The organism is Deinococcus sp. LM3 (genome assembly GCF_002017875.1).
Lineage (GTDB): Bacteria > Deinococcota > Deinococci > Deinococcales > Deinococcaceae > Deinococcus.
Genome location: NZ_MUFV01000001.1, coordinates 2,195,755 through 2,217,420 on the forward strand (window position 1 = coordinate 2,195,755; position 21,666 = coordinate 2,217,420).

Consider the following 21,666-nt stretch of genomic DNA (forward strand, 5'->3'; position numbering starts at 1 on the left):
CCGTGCAGCCGCGCCGTGCCGGCGCACTGTGTAGACACGCCCACTCACCCCGCCCGCCGCGCGCTATCCTGCCCGGTATGACCGTTCACGGTGCGTGGTGGTGGCCCAGTCTCGCCTGGGTCTGATCCCGCCGTACCCTGACCGGACGCGCCCAGGTGGAACTTCCCACCCGGGCGTTTTTTCATGCCCCGCCCACAGGAGACCCATGACGCAGCGCACCCCACCCCCCACAGCCCAGGCCAGCCGCGCCCCGCTGGCCGTCGCCACGCAGGAACTGAACGCCGACCTCGACACGCCCGTCACCGCGTACCTGAAAGCCGCGCAGGGCGAACCCGTCGCCTTCCTGCTCGAGAGCGTCGAGGCCGGCGAGAAACTCGGCCGGTACTCGTTCATCGGCGTGGGCGAACAGGGCCGCTTCGAGGCACGCGGCACGCACGTCACCAGCAGCGGCACCTTCGGCACGCACGACGGCCCCGTGCCCGATCCCCTCGCGCACCTGTACGCCGCCGCCACCCGCCCCGCCCCCGTCCCGGCCGGGCTGCCCGCCCTGATCGGCGGGGCGGTCGGGTACGCCGCGTACGACCTGATCCGCGCGTACGAGACCCTGCCCGACAGCAACCCCGACGAACTGGGCGTGCCCGACGCGTGCTTCATCGCGCCGCGCGGCATGGTCATCTTCGACCACCTCAAGCACCGCCTGATCGCCGTCGCGACCGCTCCACAGCAGGTCGACGCCGACGCCGAGGTCGCCGCGCTCGTGCAGCGCCTGCGCGGCCCGCTGCCCTACGTGCCCGGCCAGAATCCCACGCCCGCCCCCACCTTCACCAGCAACTTCACGCCCGACACCTACCGCGACGCCGTGAACCGCGCCCTGGAGTACATCCGCGCCGGAGACATCTTCCAGGTCGTGCCCAGCCAGCGCTTCAGCGCGCCCCTGGGCGACCTGCACCCCTTCGCGCTGTACCGCGCGCTGCGCCGCGTGAATCCCAGCCCGTACCTCGGGTACCTGCAACTCGGGCCGGTCACGCTGGTCGCCAGCAGCCCCGAGAGCCTGCTGGCCAGCGACGGCCACGCGGTCACCACCCGCCCCATCGCCGGCACCCGCACGCGCGGCACCACCCCCGAACACGACAACGCGCAGGCCGCCGAACTCCTGGCCGACGAGAAGGAACGCGCCGAACACCTCATGCTCGTCGACCTGGGCCGCAACGACCTCGGAAAGGTCAGCCGCTACGGAAGCGTCCGCGTGCACGACGCCTTCACCATCGAACGCTACAGCCACGTCATGCACATCGTCTCCAGCGTCACCGGCACCCTCCGGGACGACCAGACGCCCCTGCACGCGCTGGCCAGCGTGCAACCCATGGGCACCGTCAGCGGCGCCCCCAAGATCCGCGCCATGGAAATCATCGACGAACTCGAACCCACCCGCCGAGGCCCCTACGGCGGATCTTTCGGCTACATCGCCCACGACGGCAGCATGGACATGGCCCTCACCCTGCGCACCATGGTCATCACGGGCGGTCAGGTTCACATCCAGGCCGGCGCGGGCGTCGTCGCCGACAGCGACCCCGCCAGCGAGGAACTCGAAACCCGCAACAAGGCCGCCGCCCTCATGCGCGCCGTCGAACTCGCGGCGGGCGGTCTGTGAATGCACGGTCGGGAGTGGGTCGGCCACGCCCGGCAGCCCACCGCCCGGCCCTGCCGTTCAGGCGCTGACCGTCCCGACCCGCCGAATCTCCAGTGCCGAATCTCCAGCGCCGTCGCCCACCCGGACACCCGCTCTGCGCGCATGAAAGGACAATCACGATGACCACCCCCCACAGCCCACAACCCACCCCCCGCATCCTGCTGATCGACAATTACGACTCGTTCACGTACAACCTCGTGCAGTATTTCGGCGAACTGGGCGCGGACCTGACCGTGTGGCGCAACGACGCGTTCACGCTGGACGAGGTGCGGGCCCTGAATCCGGACGCGATCGTGGTGTCGCCGGGGCCGTGCACGCCCACCCAGGCGGGACAGAGCGTGGCCGTGATCCGCGAGCTGGGGCCGAGCGTGCCGACGCTGGGCGTGTGCCTGGGCCACCAGAGTATCGGGGAGGCGTTCGGGGCGCAGGTGGGCCGGGCGATCCTGCCGGTCCACGGAAAGACCAGCCCGGTCCGGCATGACGGGTCCGGGCTGTTCGCGGGCCTGCGGGACGGGGTGACGGTCACGCGGTACCACTCGCTGGTGGTGCGGGACCTGCCGCCGGAACTGGTGGCGACCGCCTGGACGACCGACCCGGACGAGGAGGTCGTGATGGCGCTGCGGCACCGTGAATTCCCGGTGTTCGGCGTGCAGTTCCACCCGGAGAGCATCGCCACGGAGGACGGCATGGAGATGATCCGGAATTTCCTGGCGGAGGTGCGGGCCTTCCAGGCGGCGCGGGCCGCGCGGGTGGGGGAGGCGGGCGCATGATTCACGCCAGACTGATGAACGGCGAGCGGCTCTCGCAGGGGGACGCGGCGGCGTTCATGCGCGAGGTCATGGAGGGCGACATGAGCGGCGTGCGGCTCGCGGCGGCCCTGGCGGCCCTGCGGGTACGCGGCGAGACGCCCGAGGAGATCGCGGGCTTCGCGCAGGCCATGCGGGAGAACGCGGTGCGCGTGAACGTCACGCCCCGCCCGGTACTGCTGGACGTGGTCGGCACCGGCGGCGACGGTGCGCACACCTTCAACATCAGCACCACGACGGCATTCGTGGTGGCGGGCGCGGGCGTGCCGGTCGCCAAGCACGGCAACCGCGCCGCGAGCAGCCGCGCCGGCAGTGCCGACGTGCTCGAGGCGCTGGGCGTGAACCTGGACGCCCCCCCGGAGGTCGTGGCGGACGCCGTGAACACCCTGGGGATCGGATTCATGTTCGCCCGCAACTACCACCCGGCCCTGCGACACGCGGCGGCCGTCCGGTCGGACCTGGCGGCCAGGACGGTGTTCAACATCCTGGGGCCACTCAGTAACCCGGCCGGCGCCACGCACCTCGTGGTGGGCGTGTTCAAACCCGAGCTGACGCGCACGCTGGCCGAGGTGCTGCGCCTGCTGGGCGCGGGCGGTGCGACCGTCGTGTACGGCGACGGCCTGGACGAGTTCACGGTGAGCGGCGTGAACACCGTCTCCGGCCTGCGGGACGGCCAGATCATCGACCGGACCCTGCACCCCGAGGAGGTCGGCGTGGACCTGCACCCCAGAGAGGCGATCGTGGGCGGCACGCCCGCCGAGAACGCGGAGATCACCCGCGCCCTGCTGACCGGCGGCGGCACGCCCGCCCAGCGGGACATCGTGGCGCTGAACGCCGGGGCGGCCCTGCGCACGGCGGGCGCCGCCGACTCCATCCGCGCCGGGGTGGAACTGGCCCGCGAGGTCATGAGCAGCGGCGCCGGCTGGAGCACCCTGGAACGCTACGCCACCTACACCCGCCGCTGAGCCGACCGCCACCGCCGACTGCCGCTGACCGTTACAGCAGTCGGCGGTGGTAGTTCACCTGCCCCAGGTGCCAGTTCAGGTGCCCGTACAGGTGAATCAGGAAAAAGCGGGTGGTCATGCCCTCTGGAAAGCCCGGCAGTTGCGCCGGGTGCGACGCGTCCAGCCGGGCCGGGTCCAGGCCGTCCAGCGTACCCGCCACCAGCGTCGATACCCCCCGCACACCCGCGATCAACTCGGCGCGCGGCACGTCCCGCCGCGCGAACTCCGCCGGGCGGTCCCGCACGAACGCCACGCCCCCCAGATCCGCGCCCACGAACTGCGACAGGTTCCCGATCAGGTGCAGCGCCAGCGTCCCACCCGAATTGGTCACGCCGTCCGGCACGGCCCACACCGACGCCTCGTCCGGGTACGCCTCCAGCTCCAGCGTCAGCTTCTCCAGATCCCGCACGAACAGATCCCGCAATTCAGGCAGCATGGGAATAGCTTACCCGGCGGCCGGCGTTTACCGGGGCGGCAGCAGCAGTTTGCCTTCCAGTGGGGTGCTCAGGACGATGCTGGTGTCGCAGGTGAAGCCCATGTTGATCAGTTCGGTCAGCATGTTTTCCAGGGCGCCCACGTCCGGCACGGCGACTTTCAGGATGCAGGAGTTGTCGCCGGTGACGCTGTGGCATTCCAGCACGCCGTCGTGTTTGGTGGCCCAGCGGACCAGGGTGGGGTCGTTGCGCCCCGAGTCCTGCACGCCGATGAACGCGGTGATGGTGCGGCCCAGGGGTTTGCTGGCGACGCGCACGCCGTAGCCGAGGATCACGCCGGCGTCCTCGAGGCGGCGGACCCGCTCGGTGACGGCGGGGGCGCTGAGGCCGACGCGGCGGCCGAGTTCGCGCATGCTGAGGCGCGAGTCGGTCTGAAGTTCCTGAAGGATGCTGTGATCGAGGGGGTCGAGGTGGCCGCCGGACTGTCTCATACCCCCAGCCTAGCATTTGGAAGGTCGAGGGTGGCGTTTGAGAGTTTTGTGTGGGCAAAACCAGCCCGCAGGCGGGGTGCGCGCGCATTCCAAAGTGGGTCGCCCGGCGAGGACAATAGGCGGGCACCCAATTCACGTTTCGCCCCCCAGCACCCCGGAGGCTGCCATGCCCATTCACCCGAACGCTACCACCGACAGCCAGACCATGCTTCCCCGCAACCACCGCGCGCCCCGCTGGGCCGACGTGCCCGACGAACAGTGGTACGACTGGAAATGGCAGCTCAAGAACCGCATCAACACCGTCGAGGAACTCGAATCGGTCATCCGCCTGACCGACAGTGAACGCCAGGGCGCCAGCGCCAAGGGCATCTTCCGCCTGGATATCACGCCGTACTTCGCGTCCCTGATGCACCCCACGGACCCCACCTGCCCCGTGCGGCGACAGGTGATCCCCACGCACCACGAGCTGGAACCGTTCACCAGCATGATGGAAGACAGCCTCGCCGAGGACAAGCACAGCCCCGTGCCCGGCCTCGTGCACCGCTACCCGGACCGGGTGCTGATGCTGGTCACCACCCAGTGCGCCAGCTACTGCCGCTACTGCACCCGCAGCCGCATCGTCGGCGACCCCAGCGAGACCTTCAAGCCCGCCGAGTACGAGGCGCAACTCAACTACCTGCGCAACACCCCCCAGGTGCGCGACGTGCTCCTCAGCGGCGGCGACCCCCTCACGCTCGCCCCGAAAGTCCTGGGCCGCCTGCTCGCGGAACTCCGCAAGATCGAGCACATCGAGATCATCCGCATCGGCACCCGCGTGCCCGTGTTCATGCCCATGCGCGTCACGCAGGAACTCTGCGACGTGCTGGCCGAGAACCACCCCGTCTGGATGAACATCCACGTCAACCACCCCCGCGAGATCACCCCGGAAGTCGCCGACGCCTGCGACCGCCTGACGCGCGCCGGCGTGCCGCTGGGCAACCAGAGCGTCCTGCTGCGCGGCGTGAACGACCACCCCGTCATCATGCAGAAGCTCGTGCGGGAACTCGTCAAGATCCGCGTCCGCCCCTACTACATCTACCAGTGCGACCTCGTCCACGGCGCCGGGCACCTGCGCACCACCGTCAGCAAGGGCCTGGAAATCATGGAAAGCCTGCGCGGTCACACCAGCGGCTACTCGGTGCCCACCTACGTCGTCGACGCACCCGGCGGCGGCGGCAAGATCCCCGTCGCCCCCAACTACGTCCTGAGCCACAGCCCCGAAAAACTCATCCTGCGGAACTTCGAGGGCTACATCGCCGCGTACAGCGAACCCACCGACTACACCGGCCCCGACATGCTCGTGCCCCAGGAGTGGCAACGCAAGGAACCCGGCCAGAGCGGCATCTACGGCCTGATGGAAGGCGAACGCATCAGCATCGAACCCAAAGAATTCAGCGAAAGCCGCAACCGCCCCGGCGCGACCAAACACCGCCTCAACAGCCGCGAAGACAAATGGGCCGCCCACGGCATCGGCCTGGACGTGACCGTGACCGACACCGCGCCCGACGGCATGGTGCAGGCCGCGCAACCCGTCAGCGGCGACTGAGCGAAAGGCGACCCCCCTGCTTCGCAGGGATACCAGCCAGTCCGCTGGGCGGCCAGCTCCCCCTCAAGGGGAGCCAGAAATCACGCCTCCCCTTGAGGGGAGGTGCCCCGAAGGGGCGGAGGGGTCGTCCGCGACTCTGCCGTCCCTCCCCCAGGAGAACTCCTATGACTATCCTTCCTAAACCCCGCCAACCCGAACTCAAGACCTCGCTCCCCGGCCCGAAGACCGCCGCGATCATGGAGCGCGACTCGCAGCACCTCTCGACCTCGTACATGCGGCCTTATCCGTTCGTGCCGGATCACGGTGAGGGCGTGTGGCTGACCGACGTGGACGGTAACACCATGCTGGATTTCTTCGCGGGGATTGCGGTCAGCACGACCGGGCACGCGCATCCGCATGTGGTGCGGGCCGTGCAGGAGCAGGTCACGCGGTTCACGCACGTGTGCCTCACCGACTACCCGCAGGAGATCACGACCAGCCTCGCCGAGCGCATGGTCAGGCACGTGGAGAAGCCCGGTGAGAAGTGGCGGGTGTTCTTCGGGAACAGCGGCGCGGAGGCGGTCGAGGCGGCCGTGAAACTGGCCCGGAATCACACGGGGCGGTCGCACATCATCAGCACCATCGGGTCGTTCCACGGGAGGACGTATGGGGCGATCACGCTGACGGGCAGCAAGACGAAGTACAAGCGGGGGTTCGGGCCGCTGCTGCCGAACGTGTCGCACGTGCCGTACCCGAACCCGTTCCGTCCGCCGCTGGGCGCGACGGCCGGGACGTGCGGTCAGGCCGTGATCGATCACATCGAGGGGCTGTTCCAGACGATCATTCCGGCGGACGAGGTGGCGGCGATCATCATCGAGCCGATGCAGGGCGAGGGCGGGTACATCGTGCCGCCGGCCGATTTCCTGCCGAAGCTGCGCTCACTGTGCGACCGGCACGGCATCATGCTGATCTTCGACGAGGTGCAGGCCGGGATGGGCCGCAGCGGGAAGATGTACTCCTTCCAGCACTTCGACGGGCAGAACGGCATGAACTGCCAGCCGGACATCATCACGGTCGCCAAGGGCATCGCGTCCGGCATGCCGATCAGCGCGATGCTGGCCAAGGAGAGCGTGATGACGTGGCCGGTCGGGTCGCACGGCAGCACGTACGGCGGGAACCCCGTGGCGGCGGCGGCGGCGCACGCGACGCTGGACCTGCTGGAAGGCGTCGTCAAGCACCCCGGCTGCGGCGACAGCCTGATGGAGAACGCCGCGCAGGTCGGTGAGTTCATCATGGCCGAACTGAAGGCCATGCAGGTGGAATTCCCGTTCATCGGGGACGTGCGCGGCGCGGGCATGTTCATCGGCATCGAGTTCATCAAGCCCGACGGCAGCCCCGACGGGAAGCTGCGTGACGCGGCCAGCATGGCGATGTTCGAACGCGGCCTGCTGAACCTCGACTGCGGCGAGGCCGTCATCCGCATCAGCCCGCCCCTGATCCTCACGCGTGAGGAAGCGGCGACGGGCCTGGAGATCATGCGGGACGCGCTGCGCACCCTGAAGTAACCCACCTGAAATAGCACGGTCAGCTACTGCCGATCACGGGTCCTGCGCTGACAGGGCAGAGGACCGCACCTCCAGCCGGAGCGTGCGGTCCTCTGTTCGTGACCGGACGTGGGTTCAGATCAGGCCGGTCATCTCCTGCTCACGGCGTTCCGTCAGCGGAATCACGGACGGGCCAGCCGGCCCCTGAGGTCCCTGGGGTCCCTGCGGCCCCTGCGGGCCGGTCGGGCCGGTATCGCCCTTGTCGCCCTTGTCCCCCTTCGCGCCCTGCGGCCCCTGAGGTCCGGCGTCACCCTTCTCCCCGGCAGGTCCGGTCGCCCCGGCCGGTCCCACCGATCCGGTGTCACCCTTGTCGCCCTTCACGCCCTGCGGCCCGGCCGGTCCCGTCTGGCCGATCGGGCCGGTCGCGCCGACCTCACCCTTTACGCCCTGCGGCCCTTGAGGTCCGGCGTCACCCTTCTCCCCGGCAGGTCCGGTTGCCCCGGCGGGTCCGACCGCGCCGACCTCGCCCTTGATGCCCTGCGGACCGATAGGACCAGCAGGACCAGTCAGACCGATCGGGCCGACCGCGCCGACTTCACCCTTGATGCCCTGCGGTCCGATGGGACCAGCGGGGCCGGTCAGGCCGATGGGCCCTTGAGGCCCGACCGCGCCGACCTCGCCCTTGATGCCCTGCGGACCGATGGGACCAGCGGGACCAGTCAGGCCGATGGGGCCAACGGCGCCGACTTCACCCTTGTCGCCTTTCACGCCCTGCGGTCCGGCCGGTCCCGTCAGGCCGATAGGGCCAGTCGCGCCGACCTCACCTTTCGCGCCTGCGGGTCCGGCAGCACCTGCGGCGCCGGTGTCGCCCTTGTCGCCTTTAGCTCCGGCAGGACCAGCGGGACCGATGTCACCTTTCGCGCCTGCGGGTCCGGCAGCACCTGCGGCGCCGGTGTCGCCTTTGTCACCTTTAGCTCCGGCAGGACCAGCGGGACCGATGTCGCCTTTCGCACCTGCGGGTCCGGCAGCACCTGCGGCGCCGGTGTCGCCTTTGTCACCTTTAGCTCCGGCAGGACCAGTCGCGCCGACCTCACCTTTCGCGCCTGCGGGTCCGGCAGCACCTGCGGCGCCGGTGTCGCCCTTGTCACCTTTAGCTCCGGCAGGACCAGTCGCGCCGACCTCACCTTTCGCGCCTGCGGGTCCGGCGGCCCCTGCGGCGCCGGTGTCGCCCTTGGCTCCCGCAGGTCCAGCGGGACCGGCTGCGCCCGTATCACCCTTCGGACCGGCGGGACCAGCAGGACCGGCTGGCCCCTGGATGACTTTCAGTTCGGGCGCGGTGCGCGGGTCGATCAGGACCAGTTGCCCGTTGCGGACGATCACGATCTTGCCTTCGTCGGCGGAGGTCAGGGTCATGCCGACGGGCGTGGGAATGACTTCCTGCGCGTGGGCGGCGGCGGACAGGCCCAGCAGGGCGGTGATGATCAGTGCCGTTCGTTTCATGGTGCGCTCCTGTACATGCAGAGAGAGGAGAGGCTTACTGGTTGAGGGCGACCGATACGGTGGGGCTGTTCAGGGTGTAGGAGTAGTAGTTGTTGAGACCGTCAAGCTTGCCGTCTCCGTTGAAATCCCCGAGGGCCTTGTTCTGAGGAGTGGTGTAACCGCTGTAGAAGTTCGTGTTGGCTGGCGTGCGGTCGAAGGTGCCGTTCCCGAAGCCCCGCATCAGTTGTCCGCTGTTGATCAGGTCCAGGTGCCCGTCGCCGTCCAGATCTGCCAGGGCGGAGCCGCCGGAGTCCAGCTGCGTGACCGTGAAGCCCAGTTGCCCGTTGCCGAGCAGCAGCGTGTAGGTTTGACGCGAGTACAGGTCCACGTGCCCGTCCTCGTTGACATCCGCTGGGATCAGATCGGAGTAGTACAGATTTGCTGGCCCAGTGGCGGCCACCTCTGCGGCGAACGTTCCGTCGCCGTTGCCGGACATGACGTACAGCCGGTCTGAAGACGCCGCGAAGTCCAGGCGACCGTCGTGGTTCAGGTCGGCCAGTGGAGGCGCTGAGTTACTGGCGTAGTAGTACAGCGGGTTGATCAGATTGGGCAGGGCATCGATGGCAGGTGCGAACGTGCCGTCCCCGTTCCCCAGGCGTGTGCGCAGACCGTAGTTGGCGTAACTGGCGTCGCGTATCCAGGCAACCAGATCGGGCTTCCCGTCGCCGTTCACGTCCTTCAGGGTGTACCCGCTGAGGTCCGTCACACCTGCTTCAATCTCCAGGCTGGTCATGGGGTTGAACTTGCCCAGGCCCTTGTTGATCAGGATGCCCAGCGTGCTGTCGTTGCGGCGCACAGTCAGGTCCAGTCGCCCGTCGCCGTTCAGGTCGGCGGCCGCCAGGTCGGTCGGGGCCTGGCCTGTTCCGGCGGTGTACGCGGTGCGGGCCTGCAGGGTGCCGTCGCCGTTCCCGAGGAACACGCTGACGGTGTTGGCGCTGCTGTCGGTACTGATTGCGTCCAGTTTGCCGTCCTCGTTCACGTCGGCGGTCAGCAGGTCGCGCACGTCCTGCCCAGCAGCCCGTTCGGTCTGCGCGGTGAAGGTCGCGGTGGCGGGCGCGGTCGCGGCGCGGAACGAGAACACGAACGGCGTTCCCGGCGCGGCGCTCCCCCCGGCTGTCAGGGTGTTGTGCAGCGTCACCTCGACCTGTTCGCCCGCGTGGTACCCGCCGGTCCGGGCGGGAATCAGCAGGCGGTCGCCGCTGGCGCTGGGCGTGCTGGCCGCCGGGGCACTCTGGCTGGGGCGCACGCTGACGCTGGTCGCCTGCGCGCTGGCGGAGTCCAGGGTCACGCCGCAGAAACGGGCGGTCAGGGTGTCGGTGAGGCCTACCGCGTGCCCGTTCGCGCCCGGCACGGCCAGGGGCGGCGCGGTGAACACCAGGCCGGTGGGCGCGGCGGCGCTGCCTGCGCTACGCACGCTGCACATGGGGTCGCCCGGCACGGGGCTGAACGGCTGCACCTGCAACGTGGCGTTCAGGCTGGCGGCCAGTTGCCGCACGTTCAGGCTGTTGCCGCTGCGCAGTCCCTCGGGCGTCTGCGTCACGCGGCGGGTGCTGTCGCGCACGGGCACGGCCGTGAACGCAAACCCGTACGGGTCGTCCTGCGGGGTGGCCTGCAGGGGCAGGCGCATCCCGACGATCATGCGGTTCGCTTCCGTGCCGGTCGCCAGCGTGCGGCCCCCCTGCGGATTCATGACCGTGAACCCGTATGGGAGCAGACCCACGAAACCGGGCGGCGTGAAGGTCAGTTCGTCTTCCGGCAGGAACTGCACGCTGTCGTCACTGCCGGGAATGGTGTGAACACGCAGGGTGCCCGTGTTCAGGGCGCTGGCCTGCGCGGGCCGCACGCTCAGCGCCAGGGCGTCCAGTTCGGCGGCCGTGTACGCGGCCCCGCCGGGCGCCCGCACGAAGGTGCTGATGGCCGTGTCGTGCGTGGCGGCGGGCAGCGTGCCGGGCGTCCGCACGCCCAGGAACGACACGTTCTCCAGCGCGCCCGGACTGGTGACCGACACGACCGCGTAGATGTACCGGTAGCCCTCGGTGCGGGGGCGGCCCGCTGCGGGCAGGACGTCCATGGTGCCGCGCGAGACGACCCGTACGGGCGTCACGTTACCCTGCTCGCTGGTCAGGGCCTGAGCACCCAGCGTGGGCTCAATGCTGGCTGCGAAGTCCGGGGTGCCCAGCCCGCTGAAGCGCAGCGTGAACGCTGCCCCGGCGGGCGTCACGGGACCGCCGGGGTTGCTGGCGGTGGGCGGTGGGGGAGTACTGGTGTGGGCGGGCTGAGCACATGCGCCGAGCAGCAGCGCCGTGGTCAGCAGGAACGGAAGGGGTCGTTTCATGCATGGTCCTTTGCCCTGGTGGGGGCCGGTCACTGCGGTGGTCACTGGGGGGTGAGTTGCGTGTACGTGTCGTCGCCGAGCGTGAAGGGGGTCAGGCGATTGCCGTAGTAGTAATAGCCTCCAAGCTGAGCCAGTCGGTTCGGAGCCTTCGTCAGCGGCATGGGAGCCTGCGCGGTGAAACCACCTGCGCCGCCCAGCAGCACGCTCAGGGAACTGCTGCCGTGATCGGCGGTTAGCACGTCCAGCCAGCCGTCCCCGTTCGTGTCCCCGACCAGCAGGTCGCGCGGGTCGCTGCCCACGCTCAGGGTGGTCGGCGCGGCGAAGGCGCCGTCCCCGTTCCCCAGCGCCACGTGCACCCCGGCGCTGCTCAGGGCCGCCACGTCCTCACGCCCGTCGTTATTGAAGTCCCCGCTCGCCACGCGGATCGGGGCCGTGACCGGGATGTCGGCGGCCGCGCTGAAGGTGCCGTTCCCGGCGCCCAGGCGCACGTTCACGGCGTTCCCGCCGGTCGCGGCGACCAGCAGGTCCATGCGCCCGTCGCCGTTCACGTCTGCCGTGACCGCATCGGACGGCTGCGCGCCCATGCTGACCGCAGGCTGCGCGCTGAAGGTGCCGCCGCTGTTCAGCAGCACCGACACGGTGTTGGCCGTGCGGTTGGCGGTGATCAGGTCCAGCTGCCCGTCGCCGTTCAGGTCGGCCCGGTCGATACTTTCCGGCCCGGCCCCCACCGCGACACTCGTGGCGGGTTGCAGCGTGCCGTCCCCGTTGCCCAGCAGGACCGAGACATCCCCGCTGCCCGCGTTGCTGGTGAAGGCGTCCAGCTGCCCGTCGCCGTTCAGGTCGCCGGTTCCCACGTCACTGGGAGCCGTGCCGACGGTATAGACGCTGCCGGATGCCAGCCACAGTCTGTTCGCGGCGCGACTGGTGATCAGCGTGTAATTGCCTCCATACCCCGCACCGCTGAGGTCTGCCAGGGCAATCGCGGAGAGGTTGGTCAGCTGTTGACTGTTGGTGGGATCGTAGACCTGGGAGCTGTAGCTATCGGCATACGTGCCGCTGGCGGGTGCGGTCTGCACGCGGGTGCGGTACACGAACGGCAGGCCCGGCGCGGGTTGCCCCCCGGCAGTCACGCCAGCGGTCAGCGTTACGTCCACCGTCTGACCAGAGGTGAAGCCGCCATTTTGATTCCCGTTGCTGTCCGTCCAGACCGGCACGGTCACGCGGTTGCCCGCCACGGTCGGTGTGCCGCGCGACGGGGCATTCTGCGACCAGTGATTCACGACCGTCACGCCGTCCACCGACGTGTCGTCCAGCAGGTTCGTGCGGCACAGCGCCAGCGACAGCGGCGAGTACCGATCCAGGCGCGGGCCGTCCGGCGCGAACACGGCCGGGCTGTTCAGCATCAGGCCTGTGGGGTTCGCGGATGTGCCGCCCAGGCGCACGCCGCACACCGGCCGCACATTCACATTGGAGTAGCTATATGGATTGAAGTAGGTTCGCCGATTTGTTCCGGGTAACACCCGCACCTGCTGTTGCTGCCCCTGCGGGAACAGTTGCGACAGCATCCGGTCAAACGCCGCGCGGTTGCCCGGCAGCTGCGCTTCCAGGGATTCGGTCGCGCTCGTGACGGTGTCCTGCGCGAACGTGAACCAGCCGCTCAGGCTGTACAGGTCATCCTTCGCCTGCGCCTGCAGCGGTACCCGGAAGCCCAGCGTGACCGTCCCCATGCCCGGATTCGTTCCGTCGGACCCCGGAATGGTGCGGCTGCTCCGGTTGTGCGCCACGAACCCGTACGGCAGGTTCTCGCCGCCGAAACCGTTCGCGATGCCCAGCAGTGACACCTCGGACTCGTCGAACAGTTGCAGGGTGTCCTCCTCGCCGGGCAGCAGGGACGGTTGCAGCGTCAGGGGGTCCTGCGTGACCGGACTGGCCGGGTGGATACTCAGCGCTAGCGTCTGCGCCTCGGCCGCCGAGTACGCTGGCAGTCCGGGGTAGCGTTGCAGGTCCGTGAACGCCGACTGGGCGGTGTTCGTGTCCAGGCCCGTCGGGATTACCGTCAGGTTCGGCACGTTCCCGTAGGCGTTGTTCTTGACGGCTAGCGTCACGAACACGTACCGCGCGCCCGCCGTGCGCGTCTGCCCCGGCGGCACCAAGTCGGTCGTGGCGCGCACCTGCACGTCCCCGATCTCCACCTGATCCAGTCCGTTCAGCGCCTGCGTGCTCAGGCCGGGCCGCGTGACCTGCGCTGTAGGCGAACCCGACCCCAGGCCCATGATCGTCACCCGGAAGGGCCGCGACTGCTTGGCGGGCGCTGGAGAGGGCGCGGGTGTCGGGGACGGGCCGGGCGGCGGTGTGGTGTGCGGCGTGCCCGGCCCACCGCAGGCCGTCAGCAGTGCCGCACTCAGCAGCAGCAATCGAAATCTCGGCATGAACACTCCTTGCAGCTGGAACCCTCACGCATCAGGGCAATAGGTCACTGCCCAGCCCGCACGAGACGGGACGGTACAAGCAACGCACTGCGATGGGTGCGAAGGATCTGTGAGGAATTAAACGGGACTCCGTTCAATCCGCGTGAAGTTTGGGGGTCAGAGGGCAGTCCAACTCAAATGCGTTACTTGCGCCCAGACCACTGCATTCAGGACGTCATGAAGCCCGATAGGGTAGCGCTCTTTTCATAAGTTCCCCTCCCTATTCCGATCGTAAGAAATTCACTATCGGCCCGTTGCCTCATATGTGTGACCGGACTGAGTGAATCGTGGCAATTCCACAGTGACCGCACCGTGACCGGGGCTGTCCACCGTAGAATCCTCTAGATGAGATTGGCGCGACATATGTGTCTGAGAAGGCATTTGTGCCGACAGCCTTCAGGTGTTAACCATCTGGGTACAGCTCAAATCTACCGCTTGAGAAGGTTTTATACCCCCAATTGGGGGTATAATCTGAAGATCAGCTCAGCGTGACTGGATGTAAGTCTCGCCCTTCCAGTTCCTTCAGGGCGCCCGTGACGTGCGTCATGGGGTTGGGGCTGCGGTGAATCCAGGTGACGGTGCCGTGCGGGTCGATCAGGAACGTGGCGCGGCCGGTCATGCCGAGCAGGCCGCTCAGGCCGCCGATCACGCCGTACGCCTGCGCGAGGCTGCGGTCACTGTCGGGAATCAGGGGGAACGTCAGGGAGCAGGTGTCGCGGAAGCGGGCCTGCCGGGCCTCGGTGTCGGTGCTGACGCCGATCACCTGCGCGCCGTGCCGTTCGAATTCCGGGAGGGCCGCCTCGAAGCGCTGCGCCTCGATGCTGCATCCGGCGCTGCTGGCGCGCGGGTAGAAGTACAGCACCGTCCACTGGCCGCGCCGGGCCTGCAGGGACACGGTGCGGCCGTCGTCGCTGCGGCGCGTGAAGTCCGGGGCGGGCTGACCGACTTGGAGGCTCATGCGCCCGATTGTACGCGCCGTCCTACAATGCGCCGGTGTCTGACGTTGCTGATTCTCTGCTGCGGCCCCTGCGTCCCTACGCGGGAGAGGTCGTGGTGGTGGGCGTGTCGGGCGGCGCGGACAGCGTGGCGTTGCTGCGGGGGCTGCTACTGGTAGGGGCGCGGCCGGTCGCGGCGCACCTGGATCACGCGCTGCGGCCCGACTCGGCGGCGGACGCCGCGTGGGTGGGGGCGCTCGCGGCGCGGCTGGGCGTGCCTTTCATGGGGGCGCGGGTGGACGTGGCGGCGGTCGCGGCGCGGCGCGGCTGGAACACCGAGGACGCCGCCCGGCGCCTGCGGTACGACTTCCTGACCCGCACGGCGAAGGCGCACGCGGCGCAAGTGATCCTGACGGCGCACACGCGGCGCGATCAGGCCGAGACGGTCCTGGCGGCCCTGCTGCGCGGCGAGGCAATCCTGCACGGCATTCCCGCCGAGCGTGGACGGGTGCGCCGCCCCTGGTTGGACGTGCCGCGCGCCGACATTGAGGCGTTCCTGCGCGCGCAGGGCCAGGACTGGCGCGAGGACCCCACGAACGACGACCCCGCGTACACCCGCGCCTGGATTCGCCGGGAGGTCATGCCGGTCCTGACCGCCCGCTACCCGGCCGCCGGGGAGGCGCTGGCCCGCGTGGCCCGCACGCAGGCCGAGGACGACGCTGCCCTGACCAGTCAGGCCGCTCGCCTGAGCGCGCACGCCCCGCGCCGCAGCGTGCCCCCAGCGGTGCTGCGCCGCTGGCTGCGCGCCGAGTTGCGCCGCGCCGGACTGGACTTTCACGCGCCGCACCTGGACATCCTGGCCAGGGCGTTGCGGGCGGGGGAGACCGCACACGTCACCCTGCCCGGCGGGCGAGACGTGACCGTGACCGGCGGGCAGTTGCACCTGACCCCGCAACCGTACCCGGGACCGGACTTTCCCATTCCGCCCGGCTGGGCACTCCGCACCCGGCAGAGCGGGGACCGCATCACCCTGTCCGGCGGGACGCGCAAACTCAGCGACGTGCTGACCGACTGGCACGTGCCCCGCGCCGACCGGGACCGCGTGCCGCTGCTGGTCAGCGATCAGGGCGTGCAGTGGGTAGGCCTCCAGCCGCCCGTCTGGGCGGTCGGGGCGCGCGAGGTGGCCGCCCAGCCCCCGGACCCGCTGCACGCCGCGATGGGCGAGGCCCTGGCCCAGGCGCGCGAGGCGGGCCGCGCGCAGGAAGTCCCGGTCGGCGCGGTCGTCCTCGGCCCCGGCGGTCAGGTGGTCGGGCGGGGCCGCAACACCAGCCGCGAGCACGGCGACATGACCCGCCACGCCGAACTGGCCGCCCTGCGGGACGCCGCCCGCACCCTCGGCACCCCGTACCTGAACGGCTGCACGCTGGTCGTCACGCTCGAACCCTGCCCCATGTGCCTCGGCGCGGCCCTCGAAGCGCGCGTCGGGCACGTCGTGTACGGCGCCGCGAACCCGAAGGCCGGTGCGCTGGGCGGCGTGACCGACCTGCTCGCCGCGCACTGGGGGCACACCCCGACCGTCACGGGCGGCGTGCGTGCCCACGAGGCCGCCCGCCTCCTGAAAGACCTGTTCGGCCGTCTGCGTGACGACCGGCACAGAGACGATCGGTAGGGCCGCTCAGGCCGCCGTCACGCGGGGGTTCAGCTGCTGCACCCGCCGCCGCAACTGCTTCCACAGCTGCTGCCGCCATCTGAACCGCCGCTGTCCGAACCGCCGATGTCTATGCCGCCCCCGTCACTGCCCCGACGATCCCGCCGGGCGCCGGTCCCGGCCGGGTTCGCCTGCGCGCTCGTCAGGAGAATCAGAGCCAGCACGAATACGCCCAGCGCGGCCAGGACCCCGAAGCGCGTGGACAGGAACGTCAGGAACGCCACGCCGCCCGCCAGGGCCGCCAGCAGCAGCGCCGACACCCGTACGCCGCCGGCCGTGCGGGTGGCCGTGTGCGTGAATGTGTGCGCGGCTGGGTCCGCCCTGACTGCCGGATCGGGCCACACATCGACCGGGGCCGCCTCGCCGAAGAGGCTGGCGTAGCTGTCCAGCGTGCGGCGGTATTGCGCGGCGAAGTCCGTGTCGCCCGCCTCGCCGGTGGCGGGCTCGTGGTGCAGCGGCGCGGGCAGCAGCGGCGTCAGGCGCTCCCAGTAGTCGCGGGTGAAGGTCAGGTGCTCGTGCCACAGGGCGTCCACCGCCCGTGACGGCGTGACCGGGTGTCCGGCCGTAGCGGCCAGGATCAGGAACCGCCGGTACTCCTGGGCGGCGCGGTCCGTGAAGGTGGGGCTCCAGCCGTGTTCCTGCGCGGCGCGGCGCAGCATGGCGGGCGGGAATTCATAGTGGGTCAGCGCGGCGGTATAACTGACGGTCTGCTGACCGGAAAGGGGGAGGGTGCGCGCGGTTCCTGTCATGACCGGCTCCTGGCAGGAGCCCGGAGGAAGGGCGGCCTGGAGGGCGAGAAACGCGGGGCCGCCCGCGCGGGTTCCTGCTGAATGCAGCGTGATGCGCCCCTGTCAGCGCCGCGTCAGCCGGTGGGGGAGTGGCCCCCCCGACGTCAGGGGAGGGTGAAGCCGCCCCACTGCTGCACCTGCACCGGACTGGCCCTCACGCGCCGGAGCGGGCGCCGTCCGGCAGGCTGTGCTGCGCCTCGGCGTACGCGCCCCGCACCGCCCGCACCAGCTGATCGCTGCCCAGCACGCCGCGCATGTCCAGCATGCTCACGATCTCATGCGGGTCCAGGCTGGGGTTCGCGCAGGCACGCAGCAGCCCGTAATGCACCACGCTGGTGCCGGGCCGCGCGCCGCCCGCCGGGGTCCACGCCTCGCGCAGCATGGGCATCAGGAGGGCCGCGAACGCCAGGATCTCGTCATGGTGCCGCCGCAACTCCTTCTGGAGCGCCCCCACCGAATGCACGCCCACGTAATGCAGCAGGCTCGCCAGCCGCTGCGGCCGCTCCGGGTCCGGCCAGCCGGTCAGCAGGCGCACGTTCAGCGCCGCCGCCACCCCGTCGTCCAGGTCCCGCACGGGCGCGATGGTCAGCAGGTGCTTCATGCTCTGCGCGTCGATGAACACGCTGTCCGGCGCCTCCTGCACCCGCTCGGGCAGCGTCGCGGCGTAATCGCGCGACAGGCGGTGCAGGGCCATGAACTCCTCGTCCGCCATCTCCAGCAGGCCCGCCAGCCGGTAGAAACGCCGCTGCACCTCCCGCGGGATCGCCTCGCGGTTCTTGTACCCCAGGTCATGCTCGATCTCGGCCCAGGCGTGCTGGAGGATCGAACGGATCTGCACCTCGAAGCCCAGGCCCGCGAACGCCGCGAGTTCCGGCGTGTCCGGCGTGACCTGCACCACGTAATGCACGCCCATGTACCCGAAGCGGTCCGGGTCGTGCATCTTGCTCTTGTCGATGGAGTTCTCCCAGTCCACCCGGTGGTTCGCCTCGATCAGGCGCGACACCGCTCCCACGTCCGACTCGAAGTACGTGATCACGCGCACCGCCACGAGGTCCGTCACGTCCGACAGCGACCGGTACCGGCCCGGCTTGCGGCGCAACTTGTCCTCCAGACTCATGGGTTTCTTCACGCGGCCCGTGACGTGATGGATGTTCAGGCCCGCCTGCTCCAGCAGCCGCGACGTGTGCGCCACCGCCGCGTCCCGCAGCCCCTCGAACTGCGGCAGGTTCGTCTCGTAGTCCTTCACCAGCACGTCGTTCATGAGTGCCCGCAGCATACTCCCGCCCGGCCCGCCCGCCGCCCCCACCTGCCCGCCCGGTGACCGGCAACACACACGGACGCCCGCGCCCGGCGTGCTACACCCAGGAGCATGCGCGCTTCCCCTGCCCTGGCCGCCCTGACCGGACTGGCCCTGCTCTGCGCCCCGGCGGGCGCCACGCACGCCAGCGGCGTGTTCGTCTCGTACCCCCCGGAAGGCCACCGGGTCGCGCACGCCAACGTGATCCTGCAGGGGCACGTGCCGCCCGGCTCCAGCCTCAGCGTGTCCGGCCGCGCCGTTCCCACCGGACCCGACGGTCTGTTCATGGAATGGTGGCCGCTGAAGCCCGGCGCGAACACCCTCACCCTGACCGCCCGGCAGGGGAGCCGTGTGACCGGCAGCCGCACCCTGCGCGTCACGCGCGCCGCCGCGCCCATCCTGCCCGCCCGGCCCACCCGCATCCTGCCCGGCAGCGTCACACCCGCCCGGCCGGTCGAATTCTGGGACGTGACCGGCGACACGCCCGCCGAACGCCGCGTGACCGTCAGCGTGCAGGGCAGCGCCGGAGCGCGCGCCAGCGTCCGCCTGGGCAGCGCCCCGCCCACCCCCATGCGCGAGGGACCGCCCGGCACGTACCGCGCCGACCTGACCGTCCCCGCTGCCCCCCAGACCAGCACCCCGCTGACCGTCAGCCTGACCGGCCCGGACGGCCGCACCGTGACCGCCACCGCGCCCGGCCGCGTCACGGTGCAGAGCGGCGCCGCCCGCAGCGGCACCCAGCGCCCCGGACAGGTCCCCGGCCCCGGCCTGAACGCCAGCAGCACCGTCCTGACCACCCTGACCGGCCAGTCCCTGCTCTACCCCCGCACCGGCATGACCTTCACCGTCGTCGGCCGGCAGGAAGGCGACCTGCGCGTCCGCCTGAGCGGCGGCCAGAGCGCCCTGATCACCGCCACGCAACTCGACCTGGGCGCCCCCGACAGCGCTCCCCTCGCCTGGACCGGCGGTCCCGTCCAACTGGAGCCCGCCCGCCCAGAAACCGCCCGCCTGGACGCGCCCATCCTGGCATCCACGCCCGACCCCAGCCCCGCCGCTGCGCCCGGCGTGAACGACCTGCCCGCGCTGCCCCCCACCGAGGCCGGGAACGCCGCCACCCCACCGGCCTCGCCACCCGCCCCGCCCGTCACACCGCCCGTCATCCCCACCCCGGCGGACCCGACCCGCCTCACCCTCCTGATCCCCACCGGCCCTGCCCGCCCACCCTTCACCCTCGAACAGACCGACCCGCGCACCCTCGTCCTCACCCTGTTCGGCCCGCCCATCACACCCCTCACCCCACCCGCCCCGCACCCCCTGCTGACCCGCACCGACCTGCAAACCACCCCCGGCACCACCCGCCTCACCCTCACCCTGACCGCCCCCCTCTGGGGCTTCACCGCCGACCACGACGGCCCCCACCTGCGCCTGAGCGTCCGCACGCCCCCCACCACCGACCCCACCCGACCCCTCCAGGGCCGCACCCTCACCCTTGACCCCGGCCACGGCGGCACCCAGGGCGGCGGCGCCGGCAGCCTCGGCACCCCCGAAAAAGACCTCGTCCTGCCCATCACCCTCCGCGCCGCCGAACTCCTCCGCGCCCAGGGCGCCACCATCCACCTCACCCGCACCACCGACACCACCGTCGGCCTGTACGACCGCGGCCAGCTCGCCCACGACACGGGCAGCGACCTCCTCATCAGCGTCCACGCCAACGCCCTCCCCGACGGTCGCGACCCACGCGGCATCCGAGGTCCCGAGCTGTACTACACCCACCCCCAGGCCCAACCCCTCGCCGCCGCCCTCCTCGCCGCCCTGCGCGCCGGCCTCCCCGACCTCGGCCCCGGCGCCGGCCTGAAACCCGGCGCGGACCTCGCCCTCACCCGACCCACCAGCCAACCCAGCGTCCTCATCGAAACCGGGTACCTGACCGACCCCGGCAACCTGCGCCTGCTGAACAGCCCGGCCGGACAGGAACGGCTCGCTCAGGCCATCGCGGCGGGGGTTCTCGCGTATTACCGGGGGCTTGGGCGGTAGGTGGGCGCCTGCGGCGGGCTTCCCCACCCCCAGCCCCCATCCCCAGGGGGGACGGGGGAGCCAGCGTTGGCACTGGGCAGGTATTTCTCTGAGGTTGGTGGCGGGTGTTGGGCGGGTTCGGCCACGCCTCACACGCCATCCTCCGAGTTCGCTGCGTTCGCCCCGCGCGCTGCGCGCACGACGGGCTTGGTGGCTATGACGGTTACGTCAGCCAGTCCCCAGGCTCCCCTTGAGGGGAGCTGTCAGCGAAGCTGACTGAGGGGTCCTGCGAAGCAGCTGGGTTGCCCTTCCCACATCCCAGTGCTTCCTTCCCCCTTACCATCTGGTTATGAGTGTCGTTCGGCCGGTGACGTTGGTGACGGGAGCTGCGGGTGGGATTGGGGCGGCGTTGGCGCGGCGGTTGGCTGCGGGGCATGATCTGATCCTGTCGGGGCGGAATGTGGGGGCGTTGGAGGCCCTGTGTGCGGAGGTGGGGGGGGCGGCGCTGGTGCTGGACCTGACGTGCCCGGAGTCGTTTGCGGACGCCCTGGCGGGTGTGGGGCGCGTGTCGAACGTGGTGCATAACGCGGGTGTGGTGGAACTGGGTGCGGTGGCGGAGCAGGGGCACGCGGTGTGGTCGCACACGCTGGCGGTGAACGTGGTCGCCCCGGCGGAGTTGACGCGGTTGCTGCTGCCGCGCGTGCGCGCTGAGCGGGGTTCGGTGGTGTTCGTGAACAGTGGCGCGGGCCTGCGGGCGAACGCGGGGTGGGGGAGTTACGCGGCCAGCAAGTTCGGCCTGAAGGCCCTGGCGGACGCCCTGCGGGAAGAGGAGGCAGGCGCCGGGGTGCGCGTGTCGAGCGTGTACCCGGGCCGCACGGCGACGCCCATGCAGGAGAAGGTGCGCTCTCAGGAGGGCGCGGCGTACACGCCGGAGGCGTTCATCGATCCGGATTCGGTGGCGGCCACCATCGAGTTCGTGCTGAACGCCCCGCGTGACGCGACGCTGCCGGACGTGAGCGTGCGCCCCGGCCCCCGCTGATGGCGGAGTCG

Annotated in this window: 16 protein-coding genes; 8 read left to right on the forward strand and 8 right to left on the reverse strand. The window is 70.5% G+C overall.

Features of this window, described 5'->3' with window-relative positions:
- Nucleotides 1–205: 205 nt before the first annotated feature.
- The 3 genes from trpE (at nucleotide 206) to trpD (ending at nucleotide 3,461) form a co-directional block, all read left to right on the forward strand.
- Nucleotides 206–1,651 (forward strand): anthranilate synthase component I, encoded by a 1,446-nt coding sequence (gene trpE, locus BXU09_RS10340; protein WP_078302259.1) that lies wholly within the window; start codon nucleotides 206–208, stop codon nucleotides 1,649–1,651.
- Between the two features lie 158 nt (nucleotides 1,652–1,809).
- Complete coding sequence (locus BXU09_RS10345; RefSeq protein ID WP_078302261.1) at nucleotides 1,810–2,460, forward strand: aminodeoxychorismate/anthranilate synthase component II; 651 nt, start codon at nucleotides 1,810–1,812, stop codon at nucleotides 2,458–2,460.
- Nucleotides 2,457–3,461, forward strand: coding sequence for an anthranilate phosphoribosyltransferase (gene trpD / locus BXU09_RS10350; RefSeq protein ID WP_078302262.1), 1,005 nt, complete (start codon nucleotides 2,457–2,459; stop codon nucleotides 3,459–3,461). The genes BXU09_RS10345 and trpD overlap by 4 nt, the downstream gene beginning before the upstream one ends.
- Before the next feature lie 31 nt (nucleotides 3,462–3,492).
- On the opposite strand, the gene BXU09_RS10355 is transcribed toward trpD, so the two are convergent.
- Both BXU09_RS10355 and BXU09_RS10360 read right to left on the reverse strand, forming a co-directional pair.
- Nucleotides 3,493–3,936 carry a DinB family protein gene (locus tag BXU09_RS10355; RefSeq protein ID WP_078302264.1) on the reverse strand — a complete coding sequence of 148 codons (444 nt, stop codon included), beginning with the start codon at nucleotides 3,934–3,936 and terminating at the stop codon, nucleotides 3,493–3,495.
- A 27-nt stretch (nucleotides 3,937–3,963) separates the two neighbouring features.
- On the reverse strand, nucleotides 3,964–4,425 hold the full coding sequence (locus tag BXU09_RS10360) for an Lrp/AsnC family transcriptional regulator (RefSeq protein WP_055362353.1): 462 nt from the start codon (nucleotides 4,423–4,425) through the stop codon (nucleotides 3,964–3,966).
- A 166-nt stretch (nucleotides 4,426–4,591) separates the two neighbouring features.
- Here BXU09_RS10360 and ablA point away from each other — a divergent pair, with 166 nt between their 5' ends.
- A complete protein-coding gene (ablA, locus tag BXU09_RS10365) occupies nucleotides 4,592–6,010 on the forward strand; it encodes a lysine 2,3-aminomutase (RefSeq protein WP_078302266.1) in 1,419 nt (472 codons plus the stop codon).
- A gap of 164 nt (nucleotides 6,011–6,174) precedes the next feature.
- Complete coding sequence (locus BXU09_RS10370) at nucleotides 6,175–7,554, forward strand: acetyl ornithine aminotransferase family protein (RefSeq protein ID WP_078302267.1); 1,380 nt, start codon at nucleotides 6,175–6,177, stop codon at nucleotides 7,552–7,554.
- Nucleotides 7,555–7,668: 114 nt separating this feature from the next.
- Here BXU09_RS10370 and BXU09_RS21910 read toward each other — a convergent pair whose 3' ends face one another.
- From BXU09_RS21910 to BXU09_RS10390, 4 genes are all read right to left on the reverse strand, one after another.
- The gene (locus BXU09_RS21910) at nucleotides 7,669–9,033 is read right to left on the reverse strand and encodes a collagen-like protein (protein ID WP_078302269.1); all 1,365 of its coding nucleotides are present in this window, start codon (nucleotides 9,031–9,033) and stop codon (nucleotides 7,669–7,671) included.
- Between the two features lie 34 nt (nucleotides 9,034–9,067).
- Nucleotides 9,068–11,407 carry a VCBS repeat-containing protein gene (locus BXU09_RS10380; protein WP_078302271.1) on the reverse strand — a complete coding sequence of 780 codons (2,340 nt, stop codon included), beginning with the start codon at nucleotides 11,405–11,407 and terminating at the stop codon, nucleotides 9,068–9,070.
- A gap of 41 nt (nucleotides 11,408–11,448) precedes the next feature.
- Nucleotides 11,449–13,836, reverse strand: a complete 2,388-nt coding sequence (locus BXU09_RS10385; RefSeq protein ID WP_078302272.1) for a VCBS repeat-containing protein — start codon at nucleotides 13,834–13,836, stop codon at nucleotides 11,449–11,451.
- Nucleotides 13,837–14,353: 517 nt separating this feature from the next.
- A complete protein-coding gene (locus BXU09_RS10390; RefSeq protein WP_078302274.1) occupies nucleotides 14,354–14,833 on the reverse strand; it encodes a peroxiredoxin in 480 nt (159 codons plus the stop codon).
- Between the two features lie 35 nt (nucleotides 14,834–14,868).
- Between BXU09_RS10390 and tilS the strand changes: the two genes are divergently transcribed.
- On the forward strand, nucleotides 14,869–16,479 hold the full coding sequence (gene tilS, locus BXU09_RS10395; protein WP_240501172.1) for a tRNA lysidine(34) synthetase TilS: 1,611 nt from the start codon (nucleotides 14,869–14,871) through the stop codon (nucleotides 16,477–16,479).
- Nucleotides 16,480–16,508: 29 nt separating this feature from the next.
- On the opposite strand, the gene BXU09_RS10400 is transcribed toward tilS, so the two are convergent.
- Entirely contained in the window at nucleotides 16,509–17,267 is a 759-nt protein-coding gene (locus tag BXU09_RS10400) for a hypothetical protein (RefSeq protein WP_078302277.1), read from the reverse strand.
- Between the two features lie 193 nt (nucleotides 17,268–17,460).
- Nucleotides 17,461–18,567: a GTP pyrophosphokinase gene (locus BXU09_RS10405; RefSeq protein WP_078304942.1), complete on the reverse strand. Its 1,107-nt coding sequence runs from the start codon at nucleotides 18,565–18,567 to the stop codon at nucleotides 17,461–17,463.
- Between the two features lie 108 nt (nucleotides 18,568–18,675).
- Between BXU09_RS10405 and BXU09_RS10410 the strand changes: the two genes are divergently transcribed.
- Together BXU09_RS10410 and BXU09_RS10415 are read left to right on the forward strand one after the other, a co-directional pair.
- Nucleotides 18,676–20,637: an N-acetylmuramoyl-L-alanine amidase gene (locus BXU09_RS10410; protein WP_078302279.1), complete on the forward strand. Its 1,962-nt coding sequence runs from the start codon at nucleotides 18,676–18,678 to the stop codon at nucleotides 20,635–20,637.
- Nucleotides 20,638–20,965: 328 nt separating this feature from the next.
- Nucleotides 20,966–21,655 carry an SDR family oxidoreductase gene (locus BXU09_RS10415; RefSeq protein ID WP_078302281.1) on the forward strand — a complete coding sequence of 230 codons (690 nt, stop codon included), beginning with the start codon at nucleotides 20,966–20,968 and terminating at the stop codon, nucleotides 21,653–21,655.
- Nucleotides 21,656–21,666: the final 11 nt, after the last annotated feature.

Coding starts and splice junctions, on each gene's coding strand:
- trpE (WP_078302259.1), top strand. CDS start 206: ATGACGCAGCGCACCCCACCCCCCACAGCCCAGGCCAGCCGCGCCCCG.
- BXU09_RS10345 (WP_078302261.1), top strand. CDS start 1,810: ATGACCACCCCCCACAGCCCACAACCCACCCCCCGCATCCTGCTGATC.
- trpD (WP_078302262.1), top strand. CDS start 2,457: ATGATTCACGCCAGACTGATGAACGGCGAGCGGCTCTCGCAGGGGGAC.
- BXU09_RS10355 (WP_078302264.1), bottom strand. CDS start 3,936: ATGCTGCCTGAATTGCGGGATCTGTTCGTGCGGGATCTGGAGAAGCTG.
- BXU09_RS10360 (WP_055362353.1), bottom strand. CDS start 4,425: ATGAGACAGTCCGGCGGCCACCTCGACCCCCTCGATCACAGCATCCTT.
- ablA (WP_078302266.1), top strand. CDS start 4,592: ATGCCCATTCACCCGAACGCTACCACCGACAGCCAGACCATGCTTCCC.
- BXU09_RS10370 (WP_078302267.1), top strand. CDS start 6,175: ATGACTATCCTTCCTAAACCCCGCCAACCCGAACTCAAGACCTCGCTC.
- BXU09_RS21910 (WP_078302269.1), bottom strand. CDS start 9,033: ATGAAACGAACGGCACTGATCATCACCGCCCTGCTGGGCCTGTCCGCC.
- BXU09_RS10380 (WP_078302271.1), bottom strand. CDS start 11,407: ATGAAACGACCCCTTCCGTTCCTGCTGACCACGGCGCTGCTGCTCGGC.
- BXU09_RS10385 (WP_078302272.1), bottom strand. CDS start 13,836: ATGCCGAGATTTCGATTGCTGCTGCTGAGTGCGGCACTGCTGACGGCC.
- BXU09_RS10390 (WP_078302274.1), bottom strand. CDS start 14,833: ATGAGCCTCCAAGTCGGTCAGCCCGCCCCGGACTTCACGCGCCGCAGC.
- BXU09_RS10400 (WP_078302277.1), bottom strand. CDS start 17,267: ATGACAGGAACCGCGCGCACCCTCCCCCTTTCCGGTCAGCAGACCGTC.
- BXU09_RS10405 (WP_078304942.1), bottom strand. CDS start 18,567: ATGAACGACGTGCTGGTGAAGGACTACGAGACGAACCTGCCGCAGTTC.
- BXU09_RS10410 (WP_078302279.1), top strand. CDS start 18,676: ATGCGCGCTTCCCCTGCCCTGGCCGCCCTGACCGGACTGGCCCTGCTC.
- BXU09_RS10415 (WP_078302281.1), top strand. CDS start 20,966: ATGAGTGTCGTTCGGCCGGTGACGTTGGTGACGGGAGCTGCGGGTGGG.